The sequence below is a fragment of the Rhizobium tibeticum genome (genome assembly GCF_900110205.1).
GTDB classification, from domain to species: domain Bacteria; phylum Pseudomonadota; class Alphaproteobacteria; order Rhizobiales; family Rhizobiaceae; genus Rhizobium; species Rhizobium tibeticum.
In genome coordinates this window covers 1-22,623 of sequence record NZ_FOCV01000021.1, presented here as the reverse complement: position 1 = coordinate 22,623, position 22,623 = coordinate 1, and the positions used below count along the sequence as shown (strand labels likewise).

18 protein-coding genes and 1 pseudogene are annotated in these 22,623 nt (G+C 60.7%); 9 read left to right on the top strand and 10 right to left on the bottom strand.

Annotated features, from left to right (window positions below; all coding sequences use genetic code 11):
* Positions 1–124: 124 nt before the first annotated feature.
* A complete protein-coding gene (locus tag BSG20_RS21555; protein WP_072378357.1) occupies positions 125–3,277 on the bottom strand; it encodes an efflux RND transporter permease subunit in 3,153 nt (1,050 codons plus the stop codon).
* The gene (locus tag BSG20_RS21550) at positions 3,274–4,440 is read right to left on the bottom strand and encodes an efflux RND transporter periplasmic adaptor subunit (RefSeq protein WP_072378359.1); all 1,167 of its coding nucleotides are present in this window, start codon (positions 4,438–4,440) and stop codon (positions 3,274–3,276) included. The genes BSG20_RS21555 and BSG20_RS21550 overlap by 4 nt, the downstream gene beginning before the upstream one ends.
* Positions 4,441–4,848: 408 nt before the next feature.
* On the opposite strand from BSG20_RS21550, the gene BSG20_RS21545 reads away from it, so the two are divergent.
* Positions 4,849–7,329, top strand: a complete 2,481-nt coding sequence (locus tag BSG20_RS21545; protein WP_072378361.1) for an ATP-dependent helicase — start codon at positions 4,849–4,851, stop codon at positions 7,327–7,329.
* Positions 7,330–7,662: 333 nt separating this feature from the next.
* On the opposite strand, the gene BSG20_RS21540 is transcribed toward BSG20_RS21545, so the two are convergent.
* The 3 genes from BSG20_RS21540 to BSG20_RS21530 form a co-directional block, all read right to left on the bottom strand.
* Entirely contained in the window at positions 7,663–8,010 is a 348-nt protein-coding gene (locus BSG20_RS21540; protein WP_072378363.1) for a hypothetical protein, read from the bottom strand.
* An 89-nt stretch (positions 8,011–8,099) separates the two neighbouring features.
* Complete coding sequence (locus tag BSG20_RS21535; RefSeq protein WP_072378409.1) at positions 8,100–8,501, bottom strand: DUF488 domain-containing protein; 402 nt, start codon at positions 8,499–8,501, stop codon at positions 8,100–8,102.
* A gap of 70 nt (positions 8,502–8,571) precedes the next feature.
* Entirely contained in the window at positions 8,572–9,165 is a 594-nt protein-coding gene (locus BSG20_RS21530) for a methyltransferase family protein (RefSeq protein WP_244541375.1), read from the bottom strand.
* Between the two features lie 278 nt (positions 9,166–9,443).
* Here BSG20_RS21530 and BSG20_RS21525 point away from each other — a divergent pair, with 278 nt between their 5' ends.
* The 3 genes from BSG20_RS21525 to pncA all read left to right on the top strand — a co-directional run bounded on the left by BSG20_RS21525 (position 9,444) and on the right by pncA (position 13,191).
* Positions 9,444–10,916, top strand: coding sequence for a sensor domain-containing diguanylate cyclase (locus BSG20_RS21525; RefSeq protein ID WP_072378367.1), 1,473 nt, complete (start codon positions 9,444–9,446; stop codon positions 10,914–10,916).
* Positions 10,917–11,179: 263 nt separating this feature from the next.
* Positions 11,180–12,460, top strand: a complete 1,281-nt coding sequence (locus BSG20_RS21520; protein ID WP_072378411.1) for a sugar MFS transporter — start codon at positions 11,180–11,182, stop codon at positions 12,458–12,460.
* Positions 12,461–12,564: 104 nt separating this feature from the next.
* The gene (gene pncA / locus BSG20_RS21515; RefSeq protein WP_072378370.1) at positions 12,565–13,191 is read left to right on the top strand and encodes a bifunctional nicotinamidase/pyrazinamidase; all 627 of its coding nucleotides are present in this window, start codon (positions 12,565–12,567) and stop codon (positions 13,189–13,191) included.
* On the opposite strand, the gene BSG20_RS21510 is transcribed toward pncA, so the two are convergent.
* Entirely contained in the window at positions 13,192–13,440 is a 249-nt protein-coding gene (locus BSG20_RS21510; RefSeq protein ID WP_072378372.1) for a DUF2164 domain-containing protein, read from the bottom strand.
* 133 nt (positions 13,441–13,573) lie between these two features.
* Here BSG20_RS21510 and BSG20_RS21505 point away from each other — a divergent pair, with 133 nt between their 5' ends.
* Positions 13,574–14,290: an AzlC family ABC transporter permease gene (locus BSG20_RS21505; RefSeq protein WP_072378374.1), complete on the top strand. Its 717-nt coding sequence runs from the start codon at positions 13,574–13,576 to the stop codon at positions 14,288–14,290.
* Between the two features lie 2 nt (positions 14,291–14,292).
* Positions 14,293–14,601: an AzlD domain-containing protein gene (locus tag BSG20_RS21500; RefSeq protein WP_072378376.1), complete on the top strand. Its 309-nt coding sequence runs from the start codon at positions 14,293–14,295 to the stop codon at positions 14,599–14,601.
* 30 nt (positions 14,602–14,631) lie between these two features.
* On the opposite strand, the gene BSG20_RS21495 is transcribed toward BSG20_RS21500, so the two are convergent.
* Complete coding sequence (locus BSG20_RS21495; protein WP_072378378.1) at positions 14,632–16,467, bottom strand: aminopeptidase P family protein; 1,836 nt, start codon at positions 16,465–16,467, stop codon at positions 14,632–14,634.
* Between the two features lie 278 nt (positions 16,468–16,745).
* Here BSG20_RS21495 and BSG20_RS36580 point away from each other — a divergent pair, with 278 nt between their 5' ends.
* The gene (locus BSG20_RS36580; protein WP_167371587.1) at positions 16,746–16,919 is read left to right on the top strand and encodes a hypothetical protein; all 174 of its coding nucleotides are present in this window, start codon (positions 16,746–16,748) and stop codon (positions 16,917–16,919) included.
* Positions 16,920–17,076: 157 nt separating this feature from the next.
* Here BSG20_RS36580 and BSG20_RS21490 read toward each other — a convergent pair whose 3' ends face one another.
* Genes BSG20_RS21490 through BSG20_RS21480 form a run of 3 tightly spaced genes read right to left on the bottom strand, consistent with a single transcriptional unit; the run spans position 17,077 to position 19,704 of the window.
* On the bottom strand, positions 17,077–17,955 hold the full coding sequence (locus tag BSG20_RS21490; RefSeq protein WP_072378379.1) for a 50S ribosomal protein L11 methyltransferase: 879 nt from the start codon (positions 17,953–17,955) through the stop codon (positions 17,077–17,079).
* A gap of 14 nt (positions 17,956–17,969) precedes the next feature.
* Positions 17,970–19,097 (bottom strand): FAD-dependent oxidoreductase, encoded by a 1,128-nt coding sequence (locus BSG20_RS21485; protein WP_072378380.1) that lies wholly within the window; start codon positions 19,095–19,097, stop codon positions 17,970–17,972.
* 4 nt (positions 19,098–19,101) lie between these two features.
* Entirely contained in the window at positions 19,102–19,704 is a 603-nt protein-coding gene (locus BSG20_RS21480) for an SCO family protein (protein ID WP_072378412.1), read from the bottom strand.
* A 353-nt stretch (positions 19,705–20,057) separates the two neighbouring features.
* Here BSG20_RS21480 and BSG20_RS21475 point away from each other — a divergent pair.
* Both BSG20_RS21475 and BSG20_RS21470 read left to right on the top strand, forming a co-directional pair.
* Positions 20,058–21,994: pseudogene (locus tag BSG20_RS21475) on the top strand (methyl-accepting chemotaxis protein).
* Between the two features lie 2 nt (positions 21,995–21,996).
* Positions 21,997–22,464 carry a chemotaxis protein CheW gene (locus BSG20_RS21470; RefSeq protein WP_018858340.1) on the top strand — a complete coding sequence of 156 codons (468 nt, stop codon included), beginning with the start codon at positions 21,997–21,999 and terminating at the stop codon, positions 22,462–22,464.
* Positions 22,465–22,623: the final 159 nt, after the last annotated feature.

The window sequence follows — 22,623 nt, the reverse complement described above, 5'->3', positions numbered from 1 at the left end:
TATCGGTTTGTCGGAATGATTGCCGCTCATGCTTAAAAAACATCTAAGGTTTAGAGGAAATTCATCCAATCCTACAACTTTTCATAAACTATAAGCCGCAGCGTTTGGCCGGAGGGCAGCGGCGCTATTCTGCCGCCTGCAATCGGCCTGCCTTTGGCGCCCGGGGCCGCGATGCGTGAGCCATTTCTTCGTGGAGGCGCTCCTCTTCGTGAGCATGCGGCTTCGCAAAGCGGGCGATAAGCAGGTAGGCGACCGGCGTAATGTAGAGCGTCACCAGCGTCGCAAAACCGAGCCCCCCGACAATGACCCAGCCGAGCGCGACGCGCGCTTCAGCGCCAGCGCCATGCGCAAAGACCAGCGGAACGCCACCGAGGATGGTCGCGATCATCGTCATCATCACGGGTCGCAGACGCAGCGCACACGCCTTCTCGATCGCTGTGCGCACCTCCTCGCCGCGATCACGCAGCTGGTTTGCGAATTCGACGATCAGAATACCATTCTTCGCCATCACGCCCACAAGCAGCACAAGGCCGATCTGGCTGTAGATGTTGAGGCTCGACCCGGTGATGATCAGTGCGAAGACGGCGCATGCGAGCCCGAGCGGCACCGTCGACATGATGATCACCGATGACAGCACGCTTTCGAACTGCGCGGCCAAAACCAGGAAGATGATGACGATGGCAAAGCCGAAGGTCAGCGCCATGCCGCTCGAGTTCTCTTCCAGTGTCGCGGCCTCAGCGAGAGGGACGAGACGCGCGCCGGGCGGCAGAACCGATTTGGAGATCTCGGTCACTTCCTTGACGGCATCTCCGAGCGAGAGACCGTTCTTCAGGCCGGCAGTGATCGCCACCGAGGCGAGCTGCTGTTCGCGGTTCAGCTGCGGCGCGACCGAGCTTTCCGTCAGCGACGCGATCACCGACATCGGCACGATCTTGCCATCACCGGTCTTCAGGAAGACGTTCTCTAGATCCGTCGGATCGTCAATGGGCCGGGTGTTGGAGGTGAGCAGCACCGGATAGGCTTCACCCTTGACGAAAACATCGACGACCGAGCGCCCTTCCAGCAGCGACTGCATGGCCGTTGAGAGGCCGGTAATGTCGATGCCGAGATCGGAGGCCCGCTCGCGGTCGATCGTGACCGACACCTGAGCCTGGGTCGGCTCATTGCTCAATCGCGGCGCATCGTAATGCCCTTTTGCGTCGAGTGCCTGGACCAATTGAGCGGCTGCGGTCGTCAGTGCCTCATGATCGTTGCCAACCAGAGCCATCTGCAATCCGTTGCCGGCGCCGCGAATGCGCAGGCTGTTCGACTGGATCGCATTGCCGCGCAGGGCTGGAACCCTTGCGGCCGCCCGGTTGATATCGGCGACAATCTCCGCCTGCGTGCGGTGGCGCTCACCCCACGGAGCCAGCGTCAGCACCATGAAGCCGCTGTTGACCTGCCCGCCTTGCCCGGAGATGGAAAAGACGTTGCTGATATCACCGCTGTCGACGAGCGGCTGAAGATACTCTTCAACCCGCTGCATCTTGTCGCGGGTATATTCGAGACTGGAACCCTGCGGTGTTGTCAAACGCATCATTACCAGGGCGCGGTCTTCGTTCGGCGTCAGCTCGCTTCGAACCGTCGAGAAGGCCAGCACAGCCGCTCCCGCGAAAATCGCGGAAACGACGATGACGACGAGCGGCGCATTCAGGCAGGCATGCAACGACCACCGGTAGGTATCAGCGAACCAGGTGCCGAAACGGCCGAGAAATCCGTGGTCCTCGAGCATCTCCTTCGTCAATATCCGCGAGGCGAGCATCGGGCACAAGGTCAACGCGACGATGGACGAGAGGCCGACCGAGAAGGCCAGCACGAAGCCGAATTCGCGGAACAGGCCGCCCACCTGCCCCGGCAGGAAGGACAGCGGAATGAAGACTGCGGCAAGCGTCGCAGTCGTCGCGATCACCGCAAAGAACACCTCACGTGTGCCAAGCACGGCGGCCGCCCGCGGCCCCGTGCCTTCCGATCGGCGGCGCACAATGTTCTCGAGAACGACGATCGCGTCGTCCACGACGAGACCTGTGGCCAACACGATCGCAAGAAGCGTCAGGATGTTGATCGAGAAGCCGACGAGATAGACGGCCGCAAGGGTTCCGATCAGCGCCACCGGCATGCTGACGGCAGGGATGATCGTCGCGCGCCAATCCCGCAGGAAAAGATAGATCACGCCGGTAACGATGACGGCGGCCAGGATCAACGCCAGCACGACCTCATGAATCGCCCCCTGGATGAAGACGGCATCATCGCTGGTGATGGCGATCCGCGTGCCCTCGGGAAGCGTCTTCGAAAGCTCGGCAACGGCGTCCTTGATGCCGTTCGAAATATTCAGCGTATTCGACTGCGCCTGGCGGATGACGCCGAGACCGATGCCGGGAACGCCGTTGGAGCGCAGTGCCGTCTGCCCGTCGCGCGGTCCGAGCGTAACGTTCGCCACATCGCCGAGGCGCACGCGGTTCTGCAAAATGACGTTGGCGAAATCCTCCGGCGTCTGCAGACTCGCCATCGCACGCACGACGATCGTCTGCGTCGGGCTCTTCAACGATCCCGCCGGCATATCGAGGGCAGCGCTCGACAGCGCCTTCGTCAGATCGCCAACAGTCAGCCCGCGACTGGCAAGTTCGCTCTGGTTGACGTCGACACGAAACACTTTCTCTTGGTCGCCATAGGTCTCGACATCGGCAACACCGTCGACCGAGGCAAGGCGGTCGATGACCTGGTTTTCCACGAGAAGGGTCAGGTCATCCATGTTGAGCTTGGACGAGGTCACGGCAAGTCGCATGATCGGCTGAGAATCGGAATCCGCCTTGACGATCTGCGGCGCATCTGCCTCCTCGGGAAGACGATCTGCGATACGGCCGATGGCGTCGCGCACATCGTTTGCCGCGACGGCAAGATCGATCGAGTCCGAGAATTCGAGCGTCACCCGGCTCTGGCCGAACTGCGAACTGGAGGAAATCGACTTGAGGCCGCTGACGCGAGCCGCCGCGCCCTCGATCACCTTCGTCAGTTCCTGGTCGATCGTCTGCGGCGACGCACCCTCGAAAGTGGTGCGAACGGTCACGACGGGCCGATCGACATCAGGCAGTTCGCGCACTTCGATTCCGGCATAGGCCGCAAGGCCGGCGACGATCATCAAGGCATTGAAGACCAGCGCAAGGATGGGGCGCCGGACGAACAGCGCGGTAAAGGTCTGTTTGCCGGAAGCCGGCTTGTCCTGCATCTCGATCACGTTCATTGCGTGGCAGGCTCCGAATTCGACGCGACTTCGCCGGCAACCCGCACCCCGCCGCCCTCACGGACGCGCTGCAGGCCCTCGGTGACGATGGCATCACCATCCTTCAGATCGGCTTTGACGAGAATGTAGTCGGGATTGCGCTGCACGATACTGACCCGCACCTTGCCGGACTTGCCGTCGACGACCTTCCAAACGAAAGCCCCTTGGGAGTCCCATTGGACCGAAAGCGGATCGACCGCCGGATATCGGTCGCCCCCAAACTTCATCCCGACATTGAAGGACATGCCGGCGCGCAGCTCGTCCGAGGCGTTGTCGATGCGGGCCCGTACGCGCATTGTGCGGCTGGCGGCGTCGATGCGGTTGTCGATTGCTTCGACCGCGCCCGAGAACACCCGACCGGGCCGGGCTACCGACGTTGCCTCAACCGGCTGGCCGACCGTGATGGTGTTGGCGAAGCGCTCGGGCACCCAATAGTCGACAAGAATTTCCGTTCGGTCGTCGAGCGTCGCGACAGGCGTGGTTGTCGCGACGTTGTCGCCGATGTTGATAGGGATAATGCCGACGATGCCATCGATCGGCGCAACGATGCTGCGGCGTTCAAGATTGAGCTCGGCGGCCTGAAGCTGCAGCCGCGCGCCCTGCTCCGCGATTTCGGCATCGAAGACATCCATGCGCGATACGCTGGATTTGATGTTGTGGTAGAGACTGGATTTCTCAATGGCGCTCTTCAGCGCCACATCCGCCTGACCGCGAGCGATGACTTGCTCTTCGCTGTCGAGTTTCGCAAGGACCTGCCCCTTGGTGATCCTGTCGCCCGATTTGATGAGGATTTCGCGGATCGTGCCGCTCGCCTGCGGCATCACCACGACAGAGCGGATCGCATCCCCCGTGCCGATGGCGCTCAACCGATCATTGACGATCCCACGAACAACGGCTTGCGTGGCGACCAGAACAGGAGCGTTGGCTCCGCCACCGCGACGCCTCGACTGCCCTTCTCCGCTGGCCGGCAGCTGCGGTACAGCCTCGTCGGGCGCTAGCTTGGAAACCTTTGAAAAGCCGGCCTTGCGCAGCGTCTCGCCAGCTCCCGGCACAAAGTATACCCATCCAGCAAAGCCGGCAGCAATCACGACAAGGCAAACTATAAACTGCTTCCAAAATGGCATTCACGTCTCCAGAGGGAACCGAGGCTGGTCCAGGGTCTATCGAAAGAGGCGTTCGCAGGACAAATTGCCGCGCGTCTGCGACAATATTGTCTCTTTGCTGATCACCGGCAAGCGAATTGGCCCCTCATTACTGAATTGTAATATCAAGACTGAGTTATCGACGGAGTATCCGCCAATCGCTCCGCGCAGGTTTCGCAGTGTCTCTTTGTTCGGGTCAAATGACGGTTGTTTTCTGACGTTTATGAGGGATGCGGTCCCGCCGGGGACGAATCTCGTCCCACATGCCGGCAATTCGCTGCCGTTGCTGCCGTCTCACGCCAGATCCAAGCTGAGGACAGCCATCCGACCGGGAATGAAAGCAGAACATCTTTTCTGGTCTTTCCATCCCGAATCACTACATTACGCGCCATGAGCAATAGTTTCGACGATATCCCCTTCTTCGATGAAGAGCCGGGCGAGCCGCCACGCAAGCAGCCGACCCCTGCCGCTTCCGCCGCCGGAGGGCTCGCCGCCCGGGCCCTGGCCGCTCGAGATGGCGGCAGGCGCCCCGATTACCTTTCCGGCTTGAACCCCGAGCAGACCGAAGCCGTCGAAACGCTGGAAGGCCCCGTCCTCGTGCTCGCGGGCGCAGGCACTGGCAAGACACGTGTCCTCACGACGCGCATTGCCCATATCCTCAACACCGGCCGCGCATTCCCCTCGCAGATCCTCGCCGTCACCTTCACCAACAAGGCTGCCCGCGAGATGAAGGAGCGCATTGCCCTGCTCGTCGGCGGCGCTGTTGAGGGTATGCCCTGGCTCGGCACCTTCCACTCGATCGGCGTGAGGCTTCTGCGCCGCCATGCCGAAATGGTCGGCCTGCGCTCCGACTTCACGATTCTCGATACTGACGACGTCGTCCGTCTGATCAAGCAGCTCATCCAGGCGGAAGGTCTCGATGACAAGCGATGGCCTGCCAAGCAGTTCGCCGGCATGATCGACACCTGGAAGAACAAGGGCCTCGGCCCCGGCGACATCGCGGAAGGCGACGCACGCGCCTTCGCCAACGGCAAGGGCCGCGAACTCTACTTCGCCTACCAGCAACGGCTTTCGACGCTGAACGCCTGCGATTTCGGCGATCTCTTGATGCACCCGATCGCGATTTTCCGGAAGAACCCGGATCTTCTCAAGGAGTATCACGGCCGCTTTCGCTACATCCTCGTCGACGAATATCAGGACACCAACACCGCCCAGTACATGTGGCTGCGCCTGCTTGCCCAGCGCCCCAAGGGTGAGCCGCAGAACGTTTGCTGCGTCGGCGACGACGACCAGTCGATCTATGGGTGGCGCGGCGCCGAGGTGGACAACATCCTGCGCTTCGAGAAGGATTTCCCGGGCGCCAAGGTCATCAAGCTGGAGCGCAACTACCGTTCGACGGCACATATCCTCGGTGCGGCCGGCCACCTGATCGCTCACAACGAAGGCCGCCTCGGCAAGACGCTCTTCACCGATCGGAGCGATCCCGAAGACATCAAGGTCCAGGTGCACGCCTCCTGGGATTCCGAAGTGGAAGCCAGGGAAATCGGCGAGGAAATCGAGCAGCTTCAGCGCGGCGGTCCCGATGGCAAGCGGCATCTGCTGAACGACATGGCGATCCTCGTGCGCGCCTCCTTCCAGATGCGCGAATTCGAAGACCGCTTCGTGACGTTGGGCCTCAACTACCGCGTGATTGGCGGCCCGCGCTTCTACGAGCGCCTCGAAATCCGCGATGCCATGGCCTATTTCCGCCTCGTCGCACAGCCTGCCGACGACCTCGCCTTCGAGCGCATCATCAACACCCCGAAGCGTGGTCTCGGCGACACCACTGTGAGGGCCCTTCACGATTACGCTCGCGCCCGCGATATCCCGATGCTGGCGGCAGCCGCCGACATGATCGAGACCGACGAGTTGAAGCCGAAGGCTCGCAAGGCTCTCTTCGACGTCGTCCAATCGTTCCGCCGCTGGCAGGAAATGCTGGAAAATACGCCCCATACCGAGCTTGCCGAGCAGATCCTCGAAGAGTCGGGCTATACCGACATGTGGAAGAACGACAAGTCGGCCGACGCGCCGACCCGTCTCGAAAACCTGAAGGAACTGATCCGCTCGATGGAAAGCTTCGAGTCGATGCGCGGCTTTCTCGAGCACGTCTCGCTGGTCATGGACGCCGAGCAGAATGAAAATCTCGACGCCGTGTCGATCATGACGCTGCATTCCGCCAAGGGCCTGGAGTTCGACACCATTTTCCTGCCCGGCTGGGAGGAAGGTCTCTTCCCGCACCAGCGTTCGCTCGACGAAAGCGGTCGCGCCGGCCTCGAAGAAGAACGCCGCCTCGCCTATGTCGGCATCACCCGCGCCAAGCACCGCTGCCACATCTGGTTCGTCTCCAACCGACGCATCCACGGTCTCTGGCAATCCACCATCCCGTCGCGTTTTCTCGATGAACTGCCGGAAACGCATGTCGAAGTGGCGGAAGCCGAGCAGAGCTACGGCGGCTATGGTCGCGGCGGCTACGGCCAATCGCGCTTCGATAAGGCCGATCCCTTCGCCAACTCTTATTCGACGCCGGGCTGGAAGCGCGCGCAGCAGAACAAGACGGACGCCACCCGCGACAACTGGGGCACCCGTTCCGGCCACGCCGTGGAGCGCATCGGCTACGGCGAAAGCGGCCCGCGCGGCCGCACCATCGATGGCGAACTGGTGGCAAAATCCACAGCGACCGAGCCCTCGAAATTCAAGACCGGAGACCGCGTGTTCCACTTGAAATTCGGCAACGGCAACATCATCGAGATCGAGGGCAACAAGCTGACCATCGATTTTGACCGGGCTGGCCAGAAGAGAGTGCTCGATGGGTTTGTGGAGCGGGTTTCGTAGGGCGGAAATCAGCCTGTTCGCCAAGCTCGGATAACTCACACAACACAGGGATGGCGCGAACTATCGCACCGCTTTCCTCACCCATTCGTGACTTCGCTTATCGTCCTCCCCCTCCCGCACGCTGGACCCCCACGCGCACTGATTGGTGGTGAGAAGGAGGACGCAGATGAAACACTGTTCGCTATCGCTGATCGCAGCCTCGCTTATGGTCGTCGTCTTGATCGGTCCGACCATTGCATTTGCTTGCGATAAGATCATCCTCGGGACCTGATACCAAACGCTTGCCGCGACGACCGAGCAAATGCGAACTCGCGGAGCGGGCGTGGCGCCCGCTCACCCCAGGATCGGCATCGATCCCAGTCCCAGTATGTCATTGATCAATGCCAGCCCGATCCCGGCCGCGACGACCGCGATGCCGATCAGAAACAGCCGTCTGGCCCGATCATATTTGGTAGCAATCAGCGAATCCCGAGCCAAGAGGTCGGCGAAAACCTTGACTTGTAGGGCTATCCCCACAGTGAGCAGCAGCATCGGAAAGATGTCTATCCGGCTCCAATCGTTCGGATTGGAGACCCAGCGACTTATGAAGCTCAAGGAAAAGCCGAGAATGATGCCGGCTGCTGTTAGCGAGCCGTTGCGGAATGTCGCGTCGATCTTCTCCTCTGGACCGGGCTCGGTCATGGCTTGGGCTCCGGGTGATCATCTCGCAAAGAAAGGCAGAAATTCCCGGAGTGAGCAAGGCCGCAGCTCGCCGCAATGCGACGCGGGCGCTAGGCGCAGGATTCCGCCGCAAACGTTGCATTCCGCTCTTCAAGCAGGCGCCGCAATACGCTGCGATGGCATCTGCTTTCATTCTCGCAGTAACAGCCGATTGAAAAATGGCTGGCATGCGAAAGCGTGGCGAGCAGGTCGAGCACGTGGCTCGCCTCCGGCACTTTCATTTCCTTCCTGAAGCTGCGCACAAACGCTGCCCATTCGGCGTCCGTGGTCGCCGCCTTCGCTTCGCTCACCAGGGCCTGGCTCGGCGAAAGGATCGGCAGCCAGACGTCATAATAGTTGCGGCTGGAAAATTCCTCCTTCGGCACACCCCGCGGCGGTCGGCGGACGGTGCCGATGCGCACCCCCTCGCCAGCAGCCCGCGCCGAACCCAATTGAACGACACTGATAGCCACTGCGCCCTCCATCAACTTGGTGCGATAACGATCGCAATCGCCTCACCAGCTTGCGCAGGATGTCCTTCGGTTACCAGGGGCGAGGGAAAAGACGCCATCTGACTTTCTCGCGGTAGTCGGCATAGCCGGGCAATTGCTTCACAAGGTGGTTCTCCTCGTCGAGCAGCCGCGCGACGAGACCGCCAAGGACCGGGAGTACCACAAGCATGCCCCAATAGGAGCCCAGCGCCAAGGGCACGCCGAGGAACATCGGCAACACTGAGGCATACATGGGATGGCGCACCATACCGTAGAGCCCTGTCGAGATCACCCGCTGCTCTTGCGTTACGTGCACCGTTGCCGCGGCGAAGGAATTCTGCCGGAAGACGAAGAAGCACCCGACGAAGCCGAGGGCGATCAATACATTGCCGAGAAGCACGACAGCGACAGGAATGGTGCCGGACCAACCGAACCTGCAATCGAGCGCCGAGACAACGAAAAGCGCTATGATTGCGATACTGTTTAAGAGTTGTATCCGCTTTTGCGATGGCTCCCGTTCCGCACCCGGTCCGACGCTCAAACGCTGCCGGACCAACGCCGGGTCGCGCTTGACAAAATACGCCGTGAGAGCCGCGCACCAGCCGCAGAAATTCGCGAGAAACAGCCAGCCTTGCCAGTAAGACATGGATCCCACAGCAAGGAAGATCATCACAAGCATGACGACCCAATACTCTGAACGCTACTCACCATTGTTGCTCTTTCGCGCCCTTGAAGCCGCGATCTCTTCTGCGAAGGAAGATTGGTCGGATCGTGCGGGCGTCAATGGCACCTCGCATGAGAGCGGTCAGCGTCGCGGCGGGCCACCAACAACGCCGCGTCAAGCGAAGGTTAACGAATCACTCCTAAAGATCGATCAAATAGTGCTGTGCCTCCACAGGTAACGCCAAAATCGAAAGTCCTGTCATGAGCGATTCCGATATCTTCGATCTGTCACCAATCGCGATGTGGATCGAGGATTTCAGCGGGGTCAAGGCACAATTCGACCGCTGGCGCGCCGAAGGCGTCGTCGACATTCGGGCCTACTTGGGAGACGACACAACACGCGTCGCGTCCTGCTCGCGGCTGATCCGCGTTCTGCGCGTCAACCGCAAGACATTGGAACTCTTCGAGGCCAACGACCTCGACCACCTCGTCGCGAATCTCGGTTCCGTGTTTCGCGATGAGATGCTCGAAAGCCACGTCAACGAATTGGCCGAACTCTGGGAGGGCAAGACAGAGTTCACCAGCAGCGCCGTCAACTACACGCTGTCCGGACGCCGGCTCGATATCCAGTTGCGCGGCTCGGTGCTGCCGGGCCACGAGCAGTCGTTGGCGCAGGTGATGCTGACGACGGACGATGTCACGGCGCGCGAGGAAGCGCGTCGCAAGGAGCGCGAAAACCGCCGCTACGCCGAAGGCATTTTCGAGCATTCGCCGGTCTCCCTCTGGGTTGAGGATTTCAGCCGGATCAAGCTGCTGCTGGAGAATGTCTCCGATCGCGGCATCGACGATTTCAGGGTCTTCACCGATGTCCATCCTGAGTTCGTGCGCCAGTGCATGAGCGAAATCCGGGTCATCGACGTTAATCAGGCGACCCTCGATCTGTTCTGCGCGCCCGACCGTCACACACTTCTGCAACGCATCGGCGAAGTCTTTCGGGACGATATGGAAAAACACTTCCGCGAACAGCTGATCGAACTGTGGAACGGCAGGCTTTTCCACCAGCGCGAGGTCATCAACTACGCGCTTGACGGCTCGGAGCGCTACGTCCTCCTGCAATTCTCCGTCCTTCCCGGTCACGAAGCCGACTGGGCACTCGTGCAAGTGGCGCTCACCGACATCACCGCACGCAAGAAGGCGGAGGCCTATCTCGAATATCTCGGCAAGCACGACGTGCTGACCAAGCTGCACAATCGCGCCTTCTATGCCGACGAATTAAATCGGCTCGAGCGCAAGTCGCTGCGTCCGGTCTCTGCTGTCATCATCGATCTCAACGGCTTGAAGGAGGCAAATGACCAGCTCGGACATGATGCCGGCGATGCACTGTTGCGCCGCCTTGGCGAGGTTTTGAACGGCGCTGCCGCACAACCCAATCATGCGGCCCGCATCGGCGGCGATGAATTTGCAGTGCTGATGCCTGGTGCCGACAAGCTGGCTGCCGTGACGATGGTCGAGACCATCGGCGAACTCCTCAAGATCAACAACCAGTTCTACTCCAATGCTCCGCTCAGCATTTCGCTCGGTGTCGCGACAAGCGAGCCCGGCGAAACAATGGAGTCGATGGTGCGGCGTGCCGATATTGCCATGTACACGCACAAACGCGCCTACCACGCCAGCCGCAAGCCAGACGAACAGGGCATCGCGGCCACGAACGAAAAGTCCGCCTCGGCCGCCTGAACACTGCCAAAACGCCCGCCCCGGCCTTCAGTGACGCCAGCGTGAAAGCCCCTAGATGCGTGTTCGCAATGGCGAAGCGCATATCGCGACGCACAATAAAAATCGATTGCATGCTACCAATTCTGTTTCAAACGGATATATGAAGCCTCGTGGCTTGCTGCATGCTTCCTCCCAAAGCGCCCTGCCGAGCCACCGCCGACCCGTCGTTTCGACGGCTTCAACGGAAAATTTCCGGCGCAAACAAGAACAAGAGGTACAAGACAGTGGCTGGTATCATCACCAACAATGCCGCGACGACACGCCCGGCATCGACTTCCCCAGTAGCGAATTATCAGTTTGCCCTTGTGGCCCTGACATCGCTGTTCTTCATGTGGGGCTTCATTACCTGCCTGAACGACATTCTCATTCCGCACCTGAAGAACGTCTTCCAGCTGAACTACACGCAATCGATGCTGATCCAACTTTGCTTCTTCGGCGCGTACTTTATCGTCTCCCTCCCCGCCGGCGCGCTCGTCAAGCGGATCAGCTACAAGTGGGGCATTGTAGCGGGCCTCGTCATCTCGGCCATCGGCTGCGCGCTCTTCATTCCGGCGGCGAGTTACCGTGTCTACGCACTCTTCCTCGGCGCCTTATTCGTGCTGGCAACCGGGATCACCTTGCTGCAGGTGGCAGCGAACCCCTATGTCACGGTGCTCGGCCCGCCAGACACGGCTGCAAGCCGCCTGACGCTGACACAGGCCTTCAATTCGCTCGGCACCACGCTTGCCCCGATGTTCGGCGCGTTCCTGATCCTGTCCGCTGCGACGGCCGCCGTTGCCGGCGCGACACCCGAACAATTGGATGCTCTGAGACTAGCAGAAGCCGGCGCCGTGAGGCTTCCCTACATGATGCTGGCGGTCGCCTTCCTGTTGCTGGCAGCGCTCTTTGCAGCCCTGAAGCTACCGCACGTCGAAGGCGCCGAAGACATCGAGCCGATTACCGGCGGCGGCTCGGCCTGGCAGTATCGCCATCTGGTGCTCGGCGCGGTCGGCATCTTCCTCTATGTCGGCGCAGAAGTCAGCATCGGCAGCTTCCTCGTCAACTTCATGAGCCAGCCGGACATTGCCGGCTTTTCGGAAGCCGAGGCCGCTCATCACGTGTCCTATTTCTGGGGCGGTGCGATGATCGGCCGCTTCGTTGGCGCTGTCGTGATGCGCTACGTCAATGACGGCAAGGCATTGGCCTTCAATGCAGTCGCAGTGATCCTGTTGCTGCTGCTCACCGTCTTCTCCGGCGGTCATGTGGCCATGTGGTCCGTGCTGTCAATCGGCCTCTTCAATTCGATCATGTTCCCGACGATCTTCAGCCTGGCGCTGTACGGTCTCGGAAAATATACCAGTCAAGGCTCCGGAATCCTTTGCCTGGCCATCGTCGGCGGCGCGCTGCTGCCGCTGGTTCAGGGCGCCCTTGCCGACAACGTCGGCATACATCTCGCCTTCCTCATGCCGGTTCTGTGCTATGCTTACATCGCCTTTTATGGGCTGAAGGGGCACCGGCCAACCTGACCTTTTCAAGGCTCGCTTCGCCGCCCTGCGGCGAAGCGTCTTGGCGCTTGCGCCATCCCTTAGCCCTTGGCATGGTGCAGTGCAAAATCCAGGGAGTCGCACCGATGAAAGCCTTGCTTCTAGTCGATATTCAGAATGGCTTTTGCCCGGGCGGCAACCTCGCTGTACCGGACGGCGACGACGTGGTTCCCATCGCAAACCGGCTGATCGAGAGCGGCAAATACGACCTGATCATCGCCTCCCAGGACTGGCATCCGCCCGACCACGGCAGTTTCGCCTCCTCTCATCCCGGTATGAAGCCATTCGAAGTCGGCACACTGTCCGGCAAGCCGCAGATGATGTGGCCGGATCATTGCGTCCAGGGTACGCCGGACGCGGAACTGCATCCAGACCTCAAGATCGGGAAGATCGATCTCATCCTGCAGAAGGGTGAGAATCGCAACGTCGACAGCTACTCCGCCTTTCGCGACAATGATCAGGACGCGCTGACGGGGCTCGCCGATTTTCTCGAAGGCCAGGATGTCGGGGAACTCGATGTTTGCGGTCTCGCAACCGACTATTGCGTGAAGTTCTCGGCATTGGACGCCATCGAGATGATGCCGGGTGTGCGGGTTCGCTTTGTCGAAGATGCCAGCCGCGGTATCACCCCCGAAGGCGTCACGGCTGCGATCGAGGAGATGCGCGAGCATGGCATCGACATCGTCACCAGCCGGCAGGTTCTGGAAGGCTGATCACTCCGTCGCATTGCGCTGCAACTGATAGACGTCCTCGGAAAAGTCATCCATGCGTCTGGCGAGGGCGGCCTGCGCGTCTTCAAGCCCCTTCTTGTAATAGGCGGCGCCAACTTCCTTCGCAAAGAATTCGAGAACGAACTCCGCTTTGAGGAGGCCGATCGGCTGGTCCAGCTCGCTGTCGAAATAATGCTGGATCCGTGCAATGAGCTCGGCCTTCTCTTCCTTCGAAAATTCGATCTGATTCATGTTCTCTCTCCCGAACGGCCATCGGCCACGCGTGCATGGTTCAGCGAAATCGATCGTTCAATCAAGGAAATTTGCTTGCGGCAGATACCGCCCATCCTTAGACGGGGGCAAAATTCCAGAAGGATTGTCGCCGATGAGTCGCGCTGATTTTTTCGACGGTTTGCGCGGTGGTTCAGCCGTTGCGCTGGCCTCGGCCCCGTTCGGGGCTTTGTTCGGAGCACTGGCGGTCGATAACGGCATGTCGCTTGCAGAAGTGACCTTCATGAGTGCCACGGTCTATGCCGGCGCGAGCCAGATGGTCGGCATCGAGCTCTTTGGTCACAACGTCCAGGCGTGGCTGATCGTCGCCTCCATCCTGGCTGTCAACTTTCGCCATGTCCTCTATTCGGCGGCAATCGCGCCTTACATCAAACACTTCTCTCCGATCCAGAAATTCTTCACCTTTTTCCTGCTGGTCGATCCCCAGTTTGCGGAAACGGCAAAACGCGGCGAATCAGGCAAGCCGGTCACCTTTGTCTGGTATCTCGGCTTTGGCATCATCATCTACATACTCTGGGTCTTGGTCAGCCTGCTCGGCGGCCTGCTCGGCAGCTTCATCGGCGACCCGAAATCGATCGGACTGGACATCCTGCTGCCGGCCTATTTCCTCGGTATCGTCCTTGACTTCCGTCATCGCGACAATTTCCTGCCGGTTGCCGCCGTCAGCGCGGTCGCCTCTGTTATCGCCTATCACTATGTCGGCTCGCCTTGGCACGTCAGCCTGGGTGCCGCGGCGGGCATCATCCTTGCCGCCCTGTTCCCGCCCCCGCCTCGTGAACAGGAACTCGAATCCGATCTTCACGAGGTGTGACGATGGCCTTCGATCTTCATATGGCACTCGTGATCGCTGCTGCGGCGGTTGCAACCTACGCGACCCGCATTGGCGGCTATATCCTCATCACCACGATGAAGCGCATTCCGCCGCGCATGGAGGCCGCGCTTGCCGCAGTCCCTGCCGCGGTCTTGACGACGCTTGTCGCCCCGGCCTTCTTCACCGGCGGCTGGGATTCGAAACTGGCCCTGCTCGTCGCGCTCCTCGTCGGCTTGCGGATCTCGCACACCTGGATGCTGATTGCCGCCTGGCTCGTCGTCATGGGCTGGCGTCACACGATCGGCATGTGACGCCACCGGCGGCGAGCAAGGCCGCCGCGCTTAATATTCCAGCGGCAGCGTCGCATTTTCCAGCCACGCCTTGACGTCGTGGTCGTGGATCAGCGGCATCAGCGCGTCGCGGGTGCGCTCATGATAGCCGTTGAACCAACGCAGCTCGTCGTGCGTGAGACGTTCGGGAATGACCAGACTGCGGTCGATTGGGCAGAAGGTCAGGGTCTCGAAGCCCAGCATCGGCATGTCGCCGCCGTCGATCGCCTCGGCCTCGCGCACATAGATCAGGTTCTCGATCCGGATACCGAAGGCGCCGGGGCGGTAGTAGCCCGGTTCGTTCGAAAGGATCATCCCGGGCAGCAGCTCCTGCGTTGAAAGCCTCGAGATACGCTGCGGACCTTCATGCACCGAAAGATAGGAGCCGACGCCATGGCCGGTGCCATGGGCGAAGTCGACGCCGGCCCGCCAGAGCGCTATGCGGGCGAGCGGATCGAGATCGCAACCACGCGTACCCTTGGGAAAACGTGCGGTGCTGATCTGGATCATCCCCTTCAGCACCAGCGTGAAGAAGCGTTTGTGCTCCTCGGTGACCGCGCCGATACCAACGGTACGGGTAATGTCGGTCGTACCGTTGATGTACTGGGCGCCGGAATCGATCAGGAAGAGCTCGCCGGCTTCCAGGTTGCGGTTCGTTTCTGTCGTCACACGATAGTGCATGATTGCGGCATGTTCGCCGGCACCGGAGATCGTATCGAAGGAAATGTCCTTCAACGGGTTCTGCATGCTTTCGCCGACGCGGCCGCGCACTGCTTCCAGCTTTTGCGCCATTTCGATCTCGTTCACGGTCCCGGGCTTCGTCTGCGAGAGCCAGCAGAGAAACTCGACCATCGCCGCTCCATCCTGGAGGTGCGCGGCCGCGGAGCCGTTGATCTCGACGTTGTTCTTGACCGCCCGCGGCAACTTGGCAGGATCGTTGCCCTCTGCGACCTCACCGCCTGCCTTGCGAATGATTTCCGCCAGGGCATACGAGGTCAGGTCCGGATCGACCAGAACTTTACCGCCATCCTTCGCGACAGCCGCGAGCTTCTTCTCGAGTTCCGAGGGCGGAAGCTGTACGCACATCTGCGCGAGGTAGGCTTCGGCCTCGATGCCGGTCTTGCGCTTGTCGAGGAAGAGATCGGCGTTGCCGTCGGCATAGATGATTGCTCGCGCCAGCGGGTGCGGCGTGTGCGGCACATCGGTACCGCGAATATTGAAGATCCAGGCGACTGAAGACGGATCCGCAATCAGCGCCGCCTTGAGATTCTTCGTTGCAAGATCGGCGGTGATGGTTGCTATCTTCTCCGTCGCGAGCACGCCCGCCTGGACGATGTTCTGGATCATCACCTGCCCCAGCGGCTCCGGCGGCCGGTCGCTCCAGAGCTTGTCCAAAGGATTGTGGGGCAGGACAACGAGCGAACCGCCAATCTCGGCAAGCGCCTTTTCAAGCCGCCTCACCTCTGCTCCCGAATGGAGCCAGGGATCGATGCCGACACGCAAGCCCCTGGAGCCGTTGTTGGCAAGCCAGGCATGAGGCGGCTCGTTCACAAGATCTCCACCAGTGAAGACGGAGTTGTCCACTTGCTCGGCAAGTTGTGTCACGTAGCGCCCGTCCACGAAGACGATCGCCTCGCAACGCGTTACCAGCGCGACGCCCGCCGATCCTGTGAAGCCGGTCAACCACGACAGGCGCTCCGCGCAAGCCGGCACATATTCGCCGTTGAACTCGTCGGCGCGCGGCACAAGAAACGCGTCGATATCAAGCGCGTCAAAACTTGCGCGCAAGGCCGAGACGCGATCGCGGCCGAATTGTGGCGTCGAGGTGACTTCGAAAGACTGGAACATGCTCAATAACCCGGTTTCTTGGACGAATCCGCTGCGAAAGACGCGTCTATGTTATCGGAATCTCAGACGAATACGAGAATTCGCGACGTGACGTGTGAGCGAAAGCGGCGCAACAATCCGGCGGAAATGAGGCGCCCATTCACAAATTGGCACGCTTTATGCATTCCACGCATGGCTCCCATGAACGAAACCCTCTCCCTCGACTTTTCTAAATCGCTATATAGGCGCCATCAGACCGGTTCGAGACGAACCTGAAACGAAACAAAAGGAATTTTGATATGACTGCCCCTCTGTCGCGCTTCGCTTATAGCAGCCCGGTGCAGGCTGGCGAACGCCAGACTGTGCGTCACGTCATCGGCTCACGCCGCCCGCTGAATGAGGACACCCTCAATCTGCTGGGCGTCGGCCAGAAGGTTACGCGCCGCCAGGTTGCAACCAGCTACGCGTTCTGAGCAACTCGCCGCTCCGTTCTCCTCCTCCCTCATCGGGCCGGCGATCAGAACCAGTAGAGCCCGCTCGAGCGCTCCTCCTCCTTCGAGCTCGCGGGCATTGACCGGGAAACTGGTCCAAAGGCGGTGCCATTGGCACCGCCTTTTCTTTTGTCTCGCCTCAAGGACGATCGAGATGGATCGTCACCCAGCCATTGCGCCAGATCGTGCGGACGTGCCGCAAGTGCGCACCGTTATAGGCGGCCAGCACCTTCCAGCGCTGCGCGGCCAGAATACCGGAGAGAATGACCGAGCCTCCTGGCGCCAAATGGTTCACGAGCTGCGGTGCCATCTTGATGAGGGGTCGCGCCAAGATGTTGGCGATGATCAGATCGAAGGGGCCATGCGCGACAAAGGCGGTGGAGTGAAACCCGGGCGCCGTCTCGGTGGCGATGCCCGACGCGATGCCGTTGCGCCGAACGTTCTCGGCAGCGACCCGTGTCGCGATCGGATCAATATCCGTTGCTAGAATAGGAATATTCCGCAGCTTCCTGACGGCAATCGCCAGAACGCCGCTGCCAGTCCCGAGGTCGAGCGCATTTCTCACCCGGCGGGAGCGCAAGACAGTGTCGATCGTCTCCAGGCAGCCAGCCGTCGTGCCGTGATGACCGGTACCGAAAGCCTGGCCGGCATCGATCTCGATCGCAATGTCGCCGGAGCGCACCTTGTCGCGGTCGTGCGATCCGTGGACGAGAAAGCGCCCCGCCCGAACCGGCTTTAGCCCTTCAAGCGACTTCGCCACCCAATCGACATCGGGAATCACTTCGCGCTCGACTTTGGCCTCGGGAAAGCTCACCTTCAGCGCTTCCTCGACGCGCGCGCGAACCTGCAGTTCGTCTTCGCGCATCATGTAGACCGAGGCTTCCCAAATATCCTTCTTCTCATCGATCTCGGTGGTCGCGATTGCGAAGTCTTCTTCGCCGAAGACATCGGACAGCAGGTCCAGAATCTCTCCTGCCTGCACTTCGGTCGTCGTCACATAAAGGCGTATTTCACTCACAAGCGGTCTTTCTTCTATAGTGCGCCATCGATCCAGGGCGGCGACTGCGTATCATATCCGGAAACGCCGTGAAGCAATTTTTGTCGGAACGCGGGTATTCGCAAAAGTAAGGGGACGGCAAGATTGCGGAACGCGATCGCCACCGGATGCTTCATGGTAATAAGCGATGTCAGTTGATGGGTCTGCTTCAACACCGTCTTCACCGCCGGCATCCTGAGACCCGCATATTCACGCTCCCGCCCTTCCGAGATGAGCCAGGCCAGCCAGCACGCGTCCTCGATGCCAAGGTTCATCCCCCGCGCACCGGCCGGCGAATGAATATGCGCTGCGTCGCCGGCAAGAAACACATTGCCCCTTGCCATCATGGCGACGTGGCGGAAATGAATGCGGAAATCGGACGCCCAGACGCGCTCGGCGACCGGCGCGGGATGTTGGATTCGGCTCTCGAAATCGGGAAGCGTTGAGATGTAGCGCAGCACATCGCGCGTGACAGGCAGACGCCCGATCATGCCTGGATCGAACAGGCTGATCTCGGCAAAACCGGGATCGATCGGCACAGCATAACGAAAGTCCGCCAGATAGAAGCTGCTCTCGAGCGCCTGCCCGGGAAAGCCGATGCCGACAGCCCTGCGCACGGCCGAATGGGCGCCGTCGGCAGCGACCACGATATCGAAATCCGCCGTTTCGACTGATCCATCTGCCTTCCGTAGCGTTACCCGCGGCTTCGAAAGATCCCCGGAGACCGTCTCCACCGCGGTTTGCCACTCGGGAGCAACCTCATAGTCGGAAAGCTTGCCCAGCAGCAGCCGCTCGGTATGCCCCTGTGCCAGCGCGTGGATTGCGCTGTAGGGGCCGGGAACCCTCGTCGTGTCGATGTCGGCAAGCAGTCTGCCCTTGGAGACGATGCGGAAGTGCGCAATCCGCTGCGCCTCCTGCAGGATCGTGTCCGCCACGCGCGAAGGCGAAAGAAGCGTCAGCGTTCTGGCATTGATGCCGAGCGCACGGCTTTCCGTCAGCGGCACGGGCCCGGCGTCGCTGTCGACGATACGCGGAAGGAACCCGCGTCGGGCAAGTTCGAGGGCAGCAGCCAGGCCGGTCGCGCCGGCCCCGGCGATCAAGATGCTGCGATGCCCTGACGCCATGCCGTCATCCCTTGCTGACGAGGTTCTCCAGTTTCTTTACAGCCGTATCGGGATTTTCGCCATAGGCGATGGTACCGGAGAACCGCCCTGTCGAATCGAGCAGGAAGACCGAGGCCGTGTGGTCCATAGTGTAGTCACCGTTCGGATTGCCCTCGTCCACGGGAACCTTCTTGGCGTAGACGCGGTAGCCCTTGATGACGTCGGCAACCTTGTCGGGAGCGCCGGTGATACCGACAATGCGCTTGGAGACATTGGAGACGTACTGGTTCATGACGTCAGGCGTATCGCGCTCCGGATCGACAGTGACGAAATAGGCCTGAAGCTTCTTGCCCTCCGGATCGACCTTCTCCAGCCAACCGTTCATTTCGAACAGCGTTGTCGGACATACTTCCGGGCAATGGGTAAAGCCAAAGAAGAGCGCCGTCGGCTTGCCGCGGAAGGCCTGCTCCGTGATTGGCTGACCGTTCTGGGCGACAAGCGTGAATGGCACGCCGAACGGTCCTTCGGATACGGCCTCTTTTGTCTTCGTCACATTGAGCGTCAGCCAGCCGAGAATTCCGGCCATCACCAGCACCGCAACCCAGACCGCAATGCGGACAGTCTTCATCGATCGACCCTCTGAGATCGGGACCATTCCCGTTTCCGGGTGATATCGCCTCGTCCTTCACGGTGCAATTCAACAAGATGTTTTTCAGGCGGCGACCGATTGCCCCACCAGCACACGGAAAAGGCGCAATCAAAATAGGAAAATCCAGCATTTACAAATACATATTCGACGCAACAAAGGTAACCTACAATCTTTGAGGGTTAGCAAATACTTAAAAATGCATATCTATATTTAGCAATGGATAGAACGGTCGCCGTTCTCGTGACATGACGTCTGCCTGGCATTTCGACCCCGGCTATCCGCGTGAGCGCAAGATAGATGCCGCGTCTCATCGCGGAGGGGATGATCGTCACATGACTGATATGAAAGTGCGCAAGAGCCTCTCCGTTGGCCAGAGGCTCGGAACGCTGGCCGGTGCGGCATTCATCGGCTTCGGCGCGATGCTTGGAGTCGGCTGGTACCAGAATTCGAGCGCCGACGCCGCTCTGAGGCACGCCAACGAGATCCAGGCTAGCGTCGATCACATCAACGAGCTGCGCACCGCAAATCTCACCCTAATTCTCGCCGCCATGGACACTATCGTCGATCGCGGCGATCGCGCCGTGATACCCGAACGCCTTAAACTAATGAACGAAGCAATCGGCGAGCTACAGAGCAGTTCCAAGGAAATGCACCGCCTCGCAGAAGAGCTAAACGCGGGAAACCTGCTCTCCACGTATGATGCAGACGTGGCGACGCTCGGACAGAATATCGTCGAAGACCTGAAGGCTGCCGTCGAATCTGCGGCGCCTGACAGTGAATTCGACAGACTAGATGACGCCATCGACGGTGGCGGCGAAAAGGTGGGCGCGACACTGGATACGTTCGCGCGCCAAGGCGGCGAATTCGCCAAGAGGAAAATCGACGAAGCCAATGCGATCTCGCAGCGAGCGATCCACATCCAGCTTGCACTTGGCATCGTCGCTATCGTGACGATGGCGATCCTGCAGTACATCCACGGCGGCTCGATTCGCCGCGGCATCGAGGGCGTACGCAAGAGCATGCAGGCGATCATGCGTGGCGATCTCAATAGCCACGTCCCCGCCGCCGAACGTGGCGATGAGATCGGCGACATGGCGCGCGCGGCGGAGAGCTTTCGCCTTGCCGCAATCGAGAAGCAGGAACTCCAGGCGCGAAGCGAAAGCGAGCGTCAGCAGAGCGATGCCGAGCGTCGCAGCCGCGAAACGGCAAAACTGGCAGATGCCGAAGCGCTCAATAATGCAGTAAATGCGCTTGGCCAGGGCCTCACACGGCTGGCTGGCGGTGACATGACGGTCACCATCGATCAGCCGTTCAAGCCGGAACTGGAGCGCCTGCGCAGCGACTTCAATGAGACGACGGCAACGCTCCGCCAGACGATGGCCGGGATCTCCCAGAACGGCGCGTCCATCCAGGCAAACAGCCGGCAGATGCGCTCAGCTGCGGACGACCTCGCAAAGCGCACGGAGCAGCAAGCGGCATCGCTCGAGGAGACCTCTGCCGCACTCGATCAGATTACGGCAACGGTTCGCAGCGCCACCAGCCGCGCCGAAGAAGTCGGCCACATGGTCGCCCATACCCGCCAGAACACCGCGAAATCAGACATCGTCGTCACCGATGCCATGGCGGCCATGGAGCGAATCACGGCCGCCTCTCGCGAGATCGGAACGATCATCAACGTCATCGACGAGATCGCCTTCCAGACCAATCTCCTCGCCCTCAACGCCGGCGTCGAGGCGGCGCGTGCGGGCGAGGCCGGCAAGGGCTTTGCGGTCGTCGCGCAGGAAGTACGCGAACTCGCCGGCCGCGCAGCGGGTGCCGCACCGGGGCTGAGGTGAAGGCTGGCGGTGAACTCGTGACGGCAGCCGGCGAAGCCTTGCGCGAGATCGGCGACGATGTTTTGCACATCGACGAACACGTTAAGTCAATCGTAACCTCTGCACGCGAACAATCCACAGGATTGAACGAAATCAACACGGCCATCAGTCAGATGGACCAGGTCACGCAGAAAAACGCGGCCATGGTGGAAGAGACGAACGCTGCAAGCCACGCGCTCGCCACCGATGCCGACAGCCTGATCCACCTGATCCAGACGTTCAAGATCGGCGAAGGCATGAATGCCCGTTCCACGCCGCGGGAAGCCACCGCAGTCTCGCATCCGAAACCATCTCCCGCACGAAGCCTGATCGGCAAGGTCGCGGGCGCATTCAGCGGCGGCGCAACCGCCAGAGCCATGGCCGCACCGGCCGGAGACAACTGGGAAGAATTCTGATCATGAACAACACCGTCATCAACCAGACCGGCTCGCATCTCGAGATCGTCTCGTTCCACCTCGGCGAGCAGGAATTCTGCATCGACATTATGGCGATCCGCGAAATCCGCGGCTGGGCGCCAGTGACCCCGATGCCGCACACGCCGCCATACGTGCTTGGTCTCATCAACCTGCGCGGTGCGGTGATCCCGGTCATCGACATGGCCTGCCGACTCGGCATGAAGATGACGGAACCGTCCGAGCGCTCCGCCATCATCGTCACCGACATTGCCGGCAAGCTGGTCGGCCTGTTGGTCGAACAGGTATCTGATATGATGACCATCAAGAGCGAAGACCTGCAGCCGGCGCCTGAGATCATCCCGGAAGCACAGCGCGCCTTCTGCCGCGGCATCGTGGCGCTCGAAAAGACCATGGTCTGCTTCCTGAACCTCGACACCGTCATCGCCGACGAGCTGGCACAGGCCGCGTGATCAGACCAGCCGGGTTTCGCTGTTAGCCCTGGCCACTGACAACACTCCCGAACCGCTTGCGAAAGAACGTGAGCGCGACGAACAGCCCACCGCTTTCGGCGTTGACGGTTTCGCAATAGCACCCTTTGTCAGAACTTCTGCTTTGCCCGCTTCGGCATG

Coding starts and splice junctions, on each gene's coding strand:
- BSG20_RS21555 (WP_072378357.1), bottom strand. CDS start 3,277: ATGAACGTGATCGAGATGCAGGACAAGCCGGCTTCCGGCAAACAGACC.
- BSG20_RS21540 (WP_072378363.1), bottom strand. CDS start 8,010: ATGACCGAGCCCGGTCCAGAGGAGAAGATCGACGCGACATTCCGCAAC.
- BSG20_RS21525 (WP_072378367.1), top strand. CDS start 9,444: ATGAGCGATTCCGATATCTTCGATCTGTCACCAATCGCGATGTGGATC.
- BSG20_RS21545 (WP_072378361.1), top strand. CDS start 4,849: ATGAGCAATAGTTTCGACGATATCCCCTTCTTCGATGAAGAGCCGGGC.
- BSG20_RS21500 (WP_072378376.1), top strand. CDS start 14,293: ATGGCCTTCGATCTTCATATGGCACTCGTGATCGCTGCTGCGGCGGTT.
- BSG20_RS21550 (WP_072378359.1), bottom strand. CDS start 4,440: ATGCCATTTTGGAAGCAGTTTATAGTTTGCCTTGTCGTGATTGCTGCC.
- pncA (WP_072378370.1), top strand. CDS start 12,565: ATGAAAGCCTTGCTTCTAGTCGATATTCAGAATGGCTTTTGCCCGGGC.
- BSG20_RS21530 (WP_244541375.1), bottom strand. CDS start 9,165: ATGTCTTACTGGCAAGGCTGGCTGTTTCTCGCGAATTTCTGCGGCTGG.
- BSG20_RS21485 (WP_072378380.1), bottom strand. CDS start 19,097: ATGGCGTCAGGGCATCGCAGCATCTTGATCGCCGGGGCCGGCGCGACC.
- BSG20_RS21510 (WP_072378372.1), bottom strand. CDS start 13,440: ATGAATCAGATCGAATTTTCGAAGGAAGAGAAGGCCGAGCTCATTGCA.
- BSG20_RS21505 (WP_072378374.1), top strand. CDS start 13,574: ATGAGTCGCGCTGATTTTTTCGACGGTTTGCGCGGTGGTTCAGCCGTT.
- BSG20_RS21495 (WP_072378378.1), bottom strand. CDS start 16,467: ATGTTCCAGTCTTTCGAAGTCACCTCGACGCCACAATTCGGCCGCGAT.
- BSG20_RS21470 (WP_018858340.1), top strand. CDS start 21,997: ATGAACAACACCGTCATCAACCAGACCGGCTCGCATCTCGAGATCGTC.
- BSG20_RS36580 (WP_167371587.1), top strand. CDS start 16,746: ATGACTGCCCCTCTGTCGCGCTTCGCTTATAGCAGCCCGGTGCAGGCT.
- BSG20_RS21480 (WP_072378412.1), bottom strand. CDS start 19,704: ATGAAGACTGTCCGCATTGCGGTCTGGGTTGCGGTGCTGGTGATGGCC.